We start from the raw sequence: 11,276 nt of genomic DNA, 5'->3' as shown, positions 1-11,276 counted from the left end.
AATCACATCCTTCAAGCGTCTACAATTTATTTTGTTCATAATATTTGGACATATACAAAAAAAGTCGGTCCCTCTTAATTAAGGCATCCGACTTTACTTTCATTTATTTATACTTGCAGGATACCCATTATTAAAATTGAGAAGTATCATGTAAGCCATGGTGATTACAGAATAAGTTGGTCAACACGTAAAATGAGCTCTGCAATTTCTGGCTTACTTATTTGATCCTCAGCCCCTACTTGATCACCTTTATGACGAAGGTCATCTGTAATTAGACTTGAGAAAATGATAACAGGAAGCTTTTGAAGATCGGGATGCTCTTTGATTTTTCGTGTCAAATGATGGCCATCCATTTGTGGCATTTCAATATCCGTTACCACCAATTGAATATGCTCTGCTATATCACTACCACTCTTCACAATTCCCTCTAAGTATTCATAAGCATCGCGGCCATTTTCAAAGAATTCAACATTGTCATAACCAGCTTCACTCATTGTATCGAATAGTAATTTACGTAATAACGGTGAATCTTCCGCAATTAAAATTCGCTTACCAGATCGCTCACGTTTGCCGAGCTTTTTAACAGATTCCACACTAATTCCTGATGCAGGATTGATATCCACCATAATTCTTTCGAAATCTAGTAATAGAATCATTTGCTCATTCTGTTTAATGACACCAATTACTTGTGATGTACCTCCTTGATACATATCTGAAGGCTTTTCAATTTGATTCCAAGAAATACGATGAATCTGTGTGACATTATCTACATGGAAAACCACACGTTGTTTATTAAACTCTGCTACAATATATTTTTGTTGTGGATTACGCTCAGCACCTTGAATCCCTAATACTCGTAGCATATCTACAACAGGTAATACCTCACCTCGTAATTGAATGATTCCTTCTACATGCGGGTGCGCGTGTGGGATAAATGTTACTGGGATCGGTTGAATAATTTCTTTTACTTTAATAACATTGATGCCGAATTTATTGTTTGCTACTTCAAATTCAACGATCTCTAGCTCATTTGTGCCACTTTCTAATAATATTCCTTTATGTTCCAATGCAACCCCGCTCCTTTCTCTACATCTGTTTATAATTCAATTGTATCATAGGCAATACATTTCTCCTACTTGCTATTTCCATTTTTATCATTAACTTTTAGATGTACCAGTAGACCAACGACAGTCATAACAATCAACGTTGATAGTGCTACACGACTAGCGAGAGTACCATAATCCTTCATCCACAATGTAACAGTTCCATATACGGCTGGACCGATAATGGATGATACCTTACCTGAAAAAGCAAACAACCCAAAAAATTGACCGCGTTTTTCATTTGGTGATAATTCAATTATATATGTCCTAGATGTCACCCACATTGAGCCAAGTGAGATACCAAAAAGACTACCAGCAAGCCAGAACATCCATTGTGCTGAGGCAAAAACAGCGAATACCAACGCAACTATCATAATAAGTGCAACAATTGTAATGGCACGTTTAGCTCCTATTGATTTCGTAATATACCCAAATGCAAGTGATCCAAGGATTGTTGAAACTGTAGAGACCAAATAAAGAACGATAAATTGTCCAGAACTAAAGCCGACAATTGTTGTCGCATAAACAGCCATCATTGCAATCGTTGTAGCGATGGCATCATTTAAAAAGAAATAAGCAATCATAAAGGTAAAGATTGCTTTATATTGCTTCATATCTTTAAATGTTTGAATGATTTCCTTATAACCATCTAAAAACTTTAAGGACTTCCGCTGTGATTTTGGAATCGGTGTATCTTTATTAATTAAGAATAATGGCAATGAAAAGAGTAGATACAGGATAGCTGTTGGAATAAATGCTCGATGAAAATCGCTATTACCAACATACAAGTAAACAAGTAATCCAAAAAGTGTACCAAGATACCCGATTGCAACTCCATACCCTGAGATGAGTGGCATTTCTTCTTTTGTCCCTAGATCACCCATCATAGAATCGTAAAATACTAAACTAGAATTAAAGAAAAATTTTGCTATGACAAAACTTGCAACAACCAAAAACAAACTAAGAGGTACACCAGAGTAATTGACAGTGGTTTGTATATTCGCAAATATTCCCATCATAAACGTAAACAGAATAGATATGGATGCAAACCATACAATAAATCTCTTTTTATAACCTGTGTTATCAATCCAAACACCGAAAAGCGGTGAAAAGATAACGAGCAATAAGCTTGCAATGGCATTTGCATACGATATAAAGGTGCTCGCAACTTGTTGCATAACTTCATTTGTACCTAAAACCTCATCCATATAAAACGGGAAAAATATTGTATTTATATTTGAAGAAAAAATTGTATTCGCAAAATCATAGAATGCCCATGAAAGTATCGGCAATGATAAATAAATGGCTAATTGACTTCGATGTTGTACGTCTATAGCTGTACTCTTCTTCATAAAACCCTCCCTCCATTCTCTATAATAATCAATTAATTTCTCTCTGTAATAAAAAATACCTTTTTTTAAAGAAAATTAATATTATTTACAATATAACAGTAAATTCACTGAAAAATAACTGCCAATTGGCCGATAATTGAATACTCGTTTTCCTTGTGAATGATAAAAAGGTATTCAAGCCCCTCGCTTGAATACCTTTTTATCATTCTATATCTATGGTCACCCATTCAGAGGACCACTGCTCAATCGCTTTTAGCACAGGTGCAATAGCATAACCCTTTTCCGTCAGTTCATACTCAATGACAACTGGTGTTGATGGAATTACTGTGCGAAGCACTATTTGCTCAGTCTCTAACTCCTTTAAACGTTCTGTTAATACACGACTACTAATATTTAGCTGATTTTTAATGGTCGAATACCTTTGTGGACCATCTAGTAGCTGATAAATAAGTAGAGTATTCCAACGATGATTTAATATCATGAGTGCTTTTTCAAATCGTGGACAAATATTTTTTTGATCCAAATGACTTACCCCCTTTGTATATTAGTTCCTATTTAACAGTATATCACTTTTTTAAAAAAACCTGTTCTAAAAAAACATTTAGTTACTTGACAAAAGTTGTTTTTAAAAATAAACTAGGTTACGAATTGTAAGTAAAAAAGAAAAGGAGTTACTCTATTATGCAAAATATTGGTTCAACTATTTTACGTATCGTTTTAGGTTTTATTTTTGCAGTGCATGGTTTTCAAAAATTTCAAGGCGGTATCAGCTATACAGCTGACTTCTTTGATAGCCTAGGTATTCCAGGATTTATGGCGTATATCGTGGGGATTATTGAATTAGTTGGTGGAATCTCAATTATTTTAGGTTTAGCAACAAGAATATTTGGTGCTTTATTAGCCATTACAATGATTGTAGCGATCTTTACGGCAAAGCTTAGCATCGGCTTTATCGGGGCAGATGGATTGGCTGGTTATGAATTAGATTTAGCTTTAGGCGCCATAGCTCTTTACTTTGCTCTCGCAGGCCCGTCTAGCTTCTCACTGGATTCTCAACTTTTTGGGAAAGAGTAAATAAAAAACCTGAAGGCCTCCCATTCATAAGGAGTCTTCAGGTTTCCTATTCATAATCACATCGCGAATTATTTATAATACTTTAAGAGTGCTTGTGTACCATTATCACCATAGCCTAAGGCGATTAATTTCTCATACATTTCATAGGCTAATGCAAGTCCTGGTAATGTGATGCCCATTTTGTTTGACTCATCTAAAGCTATTTTCATATCCTTCACAAAATGTTTAATATAAAAGCCTGGTGCAAAATCTTCTTTTATCATACGTGGAGCTAAATTGCTTAAAGACCATGAACCTGCTGCACCTGAAGAGATTGATTGTAATACGGTAGGTAAATCTAATCCCGCCTTTAGTCCATAAGCTAACGCTTCACACACCCCAATCATACCAGAGGCAATGACAATTTGATTGCACATTTTTGCATGCTGCCCGGCTCCTGCCTCACCCTGATAAACTATATTTTCTCCAAATTGCTTCATAATTGGCAATACCTTGTCATATGTAATCTGATCGCCACCAATCATGATAGACAAAGTACCATTTTGCGCACCAATATCCCCACCTGAAACAGGCGCATCTAAAGCCTCTACACCGATGGATTGAGCATGCGTATAAATTTTCTTTGCTAAAGATGGTTCTGAAGTCGTCATATCAATGACAATGTTGCCTTGTTCTGCCGTTTGGAAAAGGCCATTTTCCCCAAAATATACTTCCTCTACATCTGAAGGATAGCCAACCATTGTAAAGGCAATTTCATGATTTCTAAATGCTTCAGCAGGCGAGCTTGCCCATGACGCCCCTAAAGCAACAAGAGGTTTTGCTTTTTCTTGTGTACGCGTATAGACGGTTACTTCATGACCATTTTTTAATAAATGCTTAATAATACTTGCACCCATTACTCCAGTTCCAATAAATGCAATACGTTTCTTTGTCATATGTACATGCTCCTTTGTTCTAGAATGTCTGCACTCTCTGTGAGAGTCTAACTCTATATCTTTTCAGTTTAGGTGAAGGAAAGAAATAATTCAAACTCTTCCCACAACTTGTACTAAAATTTATATGTAGGGCATATATACCGAATAAGCAAAAAAAAGAGAGCAAGTGATTGGGGGATCACTGCTCTAAAGGGGGAAATGAGAATGTTGCTGTGTTCATAGTAAGTTATTCCCCATAGAAATGCATTTTAAACATATATGTTAAAATGTTTTTTTACTCTGAATACTGGAACAATCTTTTTAGTCTTCTTGGTCTTTTTCTTCTTCAAATGCCATCTGTCTATAATAAGTATTCATTAACTGATCTAATCTGCGACTCAGTTGAATGGTTTTTGCATTTTGTAACCCGTTTTCTACACCTGAGCGAATCATCATCTCACGAGTTTGTTCCATTTGTTTCAAGAGTAGATTGACCATTCATATAACCCTCCACACACAAATAATCATACCATTATTATACATTTATATTTCATTTCTTACAGCATTAACTTACGACAATGTTCGACAAATTAACTTCTTGGTGTTTCAGTATAAGTATAGATAATTCGTCCATTTTGCTTGGCCTCACCTCTAAAATGTTTAAATAATGGGTGTTTTACAAGTATTTCACGAAATTCGTAAAATTCTTCCTTTTGAATTTCAATACTTTCTCTTTCCCCATTTTGTAATTGTTTAAGCATATTTTCGTATTTTTCCATGAACTTTATTCCTCTCTTTGCCTCATTTGTGTAATAAATTATGAATTATTTAAAAAAAGCTTTACGTTTACCAATTTTTCATGCAAACTGTATATTATTAGTCGATGAAGGAGCTGACTGTCTGTGAAAATAGCTGAAGTTGGAAATATTATCGAATTTAAAAATGGTCTCCAAGGTATTGTAGAAAAGGTAAATGAAAATTCGGTGATCGTTAATTTAACATATATGGAGAATTTTGATTCCCTTGAAATTGAAGAAAAAACGGTCGTCAATCATAAACGATATAAAATTTTATATACTAATGAAGCTTAATAGTCTGAATAGTCCCTATTTGTCTTAATAGATGATAAGGGACTATTTTTTTGATAAGATTAGGGTATGGAGGTCGAATATGCTAACAAATTCGAAACAAACAATACTATTTCTCCTTTCTTTATTATTCGTTTATGGCATGCTTGCTTTTACCTTTGCTAACCAAGCGGTATTTTGGTACATGTATGCATTCACTCTACTAGTATGTATTGCCATTGCCATTTTAGCTGGCTCCATCGAAGATCAATTACCTACATGGCAATTTTTACTCTTTGGTATTGGATACGGTACCATCACATATGGTATTATTCGCTTTGGTTACTGGCTCGCTCCATATATTAATAATAACTTAGTACAATCCGTTCAAAAATTTTTAGCAAGCTACGGACCACAAAATATTTGGCACTATGTTTTACTCGTATTTATCGTTTCCATAGGTGAAGAATTATTTTGGCGTGGTTATATCCAACAACAGTTAAAACGCTTTATGCGCCCAACTTTGGCTGTCATAGTTACCGCAGTATTATGTGCTGTCTCAATTGCCCTAAGCGGATTTATGCTTGGTGTCATTGCTGCACTGGTAACAAGCATTATTTGGGGCTTCTTATATGAATGGCGTAAAAGTATGCCACTTGTTATTGTAGCTCATGTCGTTTTTGTACTATTATTATTTTTAGTGTTGCCTTTAACATCATAACATTAATATTTGGAAACATTTTATCTTTACTAACGTTTAATTTAGAAAAGGAGGGTTTTTTATGCAAAAAAAATTAGTTTCTATTCTTGCATTATTACTAACAGCCGTATTAGTTGTAGGTTGTAATACATCTGATAAAACAGGGGATTCAGATGCTCAACAAAATGAGCCATCAAATACTGCTGCCGATCAAAAACCATCTGGAAATACAGCTGGTGAATCAAATGAGGAAGAAGAAGATACACCTGCAGCAAATGATACAAATACAGAGGATGCTAAACAGCCTCAACAAGATGTGAAATACGTCCAAAAGGGTGTAGATAAAACAGAAAAGGCAACTGAATCAGCAAGTGTTGATCAAAGCTATAAACTACAACAGCTTCCTGGATTTACACTGACACAAGAAGAACCTGGTAAAGACATGTTAGTGTCAAATGATGATGATGAAGTGTTTATGCGTATTGAAACAATTGAAGCTTCACAATCGAGCTTTGAAGAAGTAAAAACAACTATGCAAGATTATATGAACGCAGTGGGAGAAACAGTAGCTCTAACAGCCGAGGAATTAGCAGCATTTAAAGATGTTCAAAATATCGAGGGTTATGTTGTGGACTTCGACACTGAGAAAGTAATTGGGGTTGTATTTGAGAAAGATGGTCTCATTACGAAATTAACTATTCATGATAATGATGAACAAGATTTAACAGATGCTATGCTTAATATGGCAGCAACTATATCTAAAAAATAATAAAATACTAAGGACGATAGACTATTGTCTATCGTCCTTACCTTTTCATCACAAAAAAGTTGTCTCAAATCAATGAGACAACTTTTTTAATAAGATAGGTCCTTTATAGAAAGGCCTATTTTCTTCAATAGCGTAATAGCTTGTTCTTTTTCTTCTGATGAAAGTACACTCATTAATTCATGCAAATGCTGCTCGTGTTTTGGGAACAGCTCACCCATAAAGGCTTCACCTTCCGAGGTGATTTCTGCATACGTAACACGACGATCAGCAGGACAAGATACTCGTAATAAGTAACCTCTCTTCTCCAGCTTATCAATGACATACGTAATAGACCCACTGGCTAATAAAATTTTATTGCCAATTTGCTGTAATGGCTGTCTTCCTTTATGATAGAGAAGTTCTAGAACAGCAAATTCAGTTGGGTTTAAACCATTATCCTGAAATAATTGATGTGTTGTTTCATTAATTGCTTTTAGTGCACGTGACAATACAATATATAATTTTAAAGATTGTTTTAGATCTTCTGACGGCATATTCTTTTCCTCTCACTTCGCTCTTTATACATGACATTATAGCGACATTAGAAAAGCATTGTCAAAAGCAATATATAATTTAGAAGGTTTTGTTGTTCATTATGCAACCATTTTTACTCTCTTTATGTTACTAAATAAGCAGAATCTTTTGTGGATACTTCCATTGTATCCAGCTGATTGAATGTGTAAATTGGAAACTGCAGATGGAAGCATGTCCCCTTCTGTAATTCACTACTAACACCGATTACACCTTCATGCTCTTCAATCACCTTTTTCACGAAAGCAAGGCCCAGTCCTGTCCCTGATGATTTTGTCGTGTAAAAAGGCTGGAATAGGTTTTGAAGTGTCGTGCTGTCCATGCCAACACCTTCATCTTTAATCATAAGTTCGACAATCGCACAGTCATTTGTTGCCATTTCGACGGTAATCGTTCCACCATTATTCATGGATTCCATTGCATTTTTAATTAAATTCATCAGCACTTGTTTTAATCGATTCTCGTTGCCGCCAATATATACTTGATTAGAAGTTGAAATATACTGAATCATAATATTTTTCATGAGTGCATCAGGTAGCATAAACTCAATGACTTGCTTTACAATATGATCCAGTTCTAATAATTCCACTTTCATCGTTGTTGGCTTTGACAATACTAATAATTCGGATAAGATTTGTTCCATCCGTTGAAGCTCACTGTCAATAACAGAGAGATACATGCGTGATTCATCATCAGCATTTAACTTTAGTAATTCAGTAAAACCCTTTAAAGAAGTTAATGGGTTACGAATTTCATGCGCAATGCTCGCAGCCATCTGTCCAACAACGTTTAATGCTTGCTGATGCTCAACTTTATGTTGAAGTTGCTTTTTCTCTGTTTCATCATTAATCACAGTGACAATAATATTATTGTATTCATCAAAAATACTTGAAATTTCATAATAGCAAGTTCTGCTTACTTGTGTTTCATCGACTACATGAATGCTTGCATGTTTTTCACCCATTAACTTAGAAAGGTAGGTTGTAATTTGCCCCTTTTTCAATGTAAATGAATCAAATATATGCTGATGCGCTTTATGAAGAAGCTGCGAATTTTCAACTTTCAGAAACATTTCCGCATATTTATTTAGCCCAAGAATAATACCACTAGCGTCACTAACAATAACAGCATAAGGTAAGTAATCGTAGGCATTAAAAGATTGCGCTCTCTCATGTGCTTGGCTAACATATAATTTATGGGCAACATCATCATTTAATGTTGAAATTTGCGCAACAATTTCCTCTGTATTAGGATCATAAAAGCATTTGAAAGATAACATTTCGTAGTCATTTCCAACTGTGCGAATATTGAAAATTTCCTCTGAACGTAAATCATTTTGTAACTGTTTGACGAACTTAGTCCATTTAAAATTAGATGGCTCGTCCATAGCTAAATAGCCAATATAGGTTAAATTAAGATTGAAAAGATTGATAGCAGCCTCATTGACGTTTAAAATTTTCCCTGCTTTATTGAGTATAAGTGTTGGTGACGAAGTACTTTTCATAAGATTTCCAAAACATTGATTAATATCATTTTGCTTCAACTTTCTCACCGAACCTTTCAAAAGAGTAAAAAACCTCTAAAATCGAATTTTGAGCCTTTACTATACTTTATGACAGCACGATTCTATTATTACAAAATTTAGTAAATTTAAGTATTTTAAATTATTTCACGAACCGTTCACAAAATAAATAGGTAAAAAGAATTATATTGTATGTCAGATACTTGACTGATACAATAGGATGTTGAAAGGAAGATTATTGCATGAATACTATTTTAACTACTTTGAATGCAAAGTATATTCACACAAATTTAGCATTGCGCTATTTAAAAGGCGCAGCTTTACCGGAGTTTAATCCAATTATAGCAGAGTATACTATTAAAGACCCTGCTTTTAATATTGTATCAGATTTATTCCAAAAAAAACCTGATATCGTTGGATTTAGTTGCTATATCTGGAACATCGAAGAAACAATTCACGTTATCAAGATGTTAAAAACTGTCTGTCCAAATGTTAAAATTCTGCTCGGGGGACCTGAGGTTTCTTATGATTGTCACCATTGGTTACGTCGAATACCTGAGGTAGACTTCATTGTGATGGGTGAAGGAGAAACTTCATTTAAACAATTACTGCGCTATTTCCACGGTGAAATATTGTTAGAAGATGTTCCTGGTATTTGTTATTTAGAGGACGAGAAAGTCAAGATTCACGCTATGCCACCTAAAATTGATTTGCGCGAATTACCAAGTCCTTTTCGTTTTGAGGAGGATCTGCCCTATCTAGGTAAGCGAATTCAATATATCGAAACAAGCCGAGGCTGCCCATTTAGCTGCCAATTTTGTTTATCTTCTATTGAAGTTGGCGTCCGATACTTTAACCGTGAAATAATAAAAGAGGATATTCGTTTCTTAATGGATAACGGAGCTCGAACAATTAAATTTGTGGATCGCACCTTCAACATCAGTCGTAGCTACGCAATGGAAATGTTCCAATTTTTAATTGATGAACACAAACCAGGTGTTGTATTCCAGTTTGAAATCACGGCTGATATAATGCGCCCTGAAGTCATTCAATTCTTAAATGATAATGCACCGAAAGGTTTGTTCCGATTCGAAATAGGTGTTCAATCTACGAACGATTTAACAAATACTCTTGTAAAACGTCGTCAAAACTTTGAAAAACTAAAGCGAACAGTTACTATGGTGAAAGATGGCGGAAAAATAGATCAACATTTAGATTTAATTGCAGGTTTACCAGAGGAAGATTACGCTAGTTTTCGTCAAACATTTAATGATGTCTTTGCAATGCGGCCAGAGGAATTACAGCTTGGATTTTTGAAACTTTTACGCGGCACAGGACTTCGATTAGAAGCCGAGAAGTTTGGCTATACCTATGTGGATCTATCTCCTTACGAAATCTTTTCAAATAATGTTCTAACATTTGATGATATCGTCCGTATTAAGCATGCAGAGGATGTTCTTGAAAAGTATTGGAATGATCACCGTATGGATCATACGATTGAATACTTGGTTACAGAGGTCTTTGATACACCATTTGATTTCTTCCAAAACTTCGGAACATATTGGGAAACAAAAGGTTGGTCTCGTATTGGTCATCAGCTAGAGGATTTATTCCGTCGTTTATTAATGTTTTTAGAAACGATTGATGATGTGAATTTAAACATTGTCCAGAGTTTAATGCAGCTTGATTACTTAATGGCTCAGCAGTTCCAACCACGGAAGCTATGGTGGAATGAGCGTCCTACAGAAGAGCAACAAAAAGCCCTTTATCACGCTTTACGAGAAAATCCAGCTATCGCAGGCGAGGAATTTGCTAACTTTAAGTTAACTGAAAAAGAGTTGTTTAAGCATACCTTGATTATCCCTCATGCTCTTGATTACCAAGAGTTTGCAAATGGCAAAATTGTACAAAAAAATGGCTATCTGTTAACCTATTTCCGACATGGTCAAGCACCTTACTTTGCAACAATCTACTCTAACTAATAAGAAACGCTAGTCCTGTCATAACTATCAGGACTAGCTTTTTTTATTACTTAAACGATTCTTAAATCCTTAAAGCAACAATAAATACCGCTTAATTTGTACTTTCTGCACGTCAGTCATTCGGTTAGTTAAGTATTCACAGTCACCCTCGTTAATATAGGTCAAATTCCTTAAACAAAGATTGATAGAACTTTGTAAAAAATGCCCAAAAAGTATTCAATCC

General features: G+C 35.0%; 13 protein-coding genes. 5 read left to right on the top strand and 8 right to left on the bottom strand.

The genetic code is table 11. The features are described 5' to 3' along the window. Window positions 1–164: 164 nt before the first annotated feature. From MKZ14_RS03830 to MKZ14_RS03820, 3 genes are all read right to left on the bottom strand, one after another. A complete protein-coding gene (locus MKZ14_RS03830) occupies window positions 165–1,067 on the bottom strand; it encodes a chemotaxis protein (RefSeq protein WP_016992447.1) in 903 nt (300 codons plus the stop codon). Between the two features lie 65 nt (window positions 1,068–1,132). Next, window positions 1,133–2,455, bottom strand: a complete 1,323-nt coding sequence (locus MKZ14_RS03825) for an MFS transporter (RefSeq protein WP_339280621.1) — start codon at window positions 2,453–2,455, stop codon at window positions 1,133–1,135. A 202-nt stretch (window positions 2,456–2,657) separates the two neighbouring features. Continuing rightward, entirely contained in the window at window positions 2,658–2,978 is a 321-nt protein-coding gene (locus MKZ14_RS03820) for a helix-turn-helix domain-containing protein (RefSeq protein WP_016992449.1), read from the bottom strand. A gap of 158 nt (window positions 2,979–3,136) precedes the next feature. On the opposite strand from MKZ14_RS03820, the gene MKZ14_RS03815 reads away from it, so the two are divergent. After that, window positions 3,137–3,529 carry a DoxX family protein gene (locus MKZ14_RS03815; RefSeq protein WP_339280620.1) on the top strand — a complete coding sequence of 131 codons (393 nt, stop codon included), beginning with the start codon at window positions 3,137–3,139 and terminating at the stop codon, window positions 3,527–3,529. Between the two features lie 68 nt (window positions 3,530–3,597). Here the strand turns inward: MKZ14_RS03815 and MKZ14_RS03810 are convergent, their stop codons facing one another. From MKZ14_RS03810 to MKZ14_RS03800, 3 genes are all read right to left on the bottom strand, one after another. Then, complete coding sequence (locus tag MKZ14_RS03810) at window positions 3,598–4,464, bottom strand: NAD(P)-dependent oxidoreductase (protein ID WP_036075763.1); 867 nt, start codon at window positions 4,462–4,464, stop codon at window positions 3,598–3,600. Window positions 4,465–4,764: 300 nt separating this feature from the next. Continuing rightward, window positions 4,765–4,941 (bottom strand): aspartyl-phosphate phosphatase Spo0E family protein, encoded by a 177-nt coding sequence (locus tag MKZ14_RS03805; protein WP_004224595.1) that lies wholly within the window; start codon window positions 4,939–4,941, stop codon window positions 4,765–4,767. Between the two features lie 92 nt (window positions 4,942–5,033). Further along, on the bottom strand, window positions 5,034–5,222 hold the full coding sequence (locus MKZ14_RS03800) for a hypothetical protein (RefSeq protein ID WP_016992451.1): 189 nt from the start codon (window positions 5,220–5,222) through the stop codon (window positions 5,034–5,036). 123 nt (window positions 5,223–5,345) lie between these two features. On the opposite strand from MKZ14_RS03800, the gene MKZ14_RS03795 reads away from it, so the two are divergent. From MKZ14_RS03795 to MKZ14_RS03785, 3 genes are all read left to right on the top strand, one after another. Further along, window positions 5,346–5,534: a DUF2187 family protein gene (locus MKZ14_RS03795; protein WP_004224583.1), complete on the top strand. Its 189-nt coding sequence runs from the start codon at window positions 5,346–5,348 to the stop codon at window positions 5,532–5,534. Between the two features lie 79 nt (window positions 5,535–5,613). Next, complete coding sequence (locus MKZ14_RS03790; protein WP_036075766.1) at window positions 5,614–6,231, top strand: type II CAAX endopeptidase family protein; 618 nt, start codon at window positions 5,614–5,616, stop codon at window positions 6,229–6,231. Between the two features lie 61 nt (window positions 6,232–6,292). Continuing rightward, window positions 6,293–6,979 (top strand): hypothetical protein, encoded by a 687-nt coding sequence (locus MKZ14_RS03785; RefSeq protein WP_339280619.1) that lies wholly within the window; start codon window positions 6,293–6,295, stop codon window positions 6,977–6,979. 86 nt (window positions 6,980–7,065) lie between these two features. Here the strand turns inward: MKZ14_RS03785 and MKZ14_RS03780 are convergent, their stop codons facing one another. After that, window positions 7,066–7,512: a MarR family transcriptional regulator gene (locus MKZ14_RS03780; protein WP_016992454.1), complete on the bottom strand. Its 447-nt coding sequence runs from the start codon at window positions 7,510–7,512 to the stop codon at window positions 7,066–7,068. A 122-nt stretch (window positions 7,513–7,634) separates the two neighbouring features. Continuing rightward, entirely contained in the window at window positions 7,635–9,053 is a 1,419-nt protein-coding gene (locus MKZ14_RS03775) for an ATP-binding protein (RefSeq protein WP_339280618.1), read from the bottom strand. Window positions 9,054–9,313: 260 nt separating this feature from the next. Between MKZ14_RS03775 and MKZ14_RS03770 the strand changes: the two genes are divergently transcribed. Beyond that, window positions 9,314–11,053: a radical SAM protein gene (locus tag MKZ14_RS03770; protein ID WP_066037234.1), complete on the top strand. Its 1,740-nt coding sequence runs from the start codon at window positions 9,314–9,316 to the stop codon at window positions 11,051–11,053. Window positions 11,054–11,276 lie beyond the last annotated feature (223 nt).

It is taken from the genome of Lysinibacillus sp. FSL P2-0066 (assembly GCF_037969495.1).
GTDB classification, from domain to species: domain Bacteria; phylum Bacillota; class Bacilli; order Bacillales_A; family Planococcaceae; genus Lysinibacillus; species Lysinibacillus boronitolerans.
The sequence above is the reverse complement of the archived record's forward strand: the minus strand, read 5'-3'. Positions and strand labels throughout refer to the sequence as shown.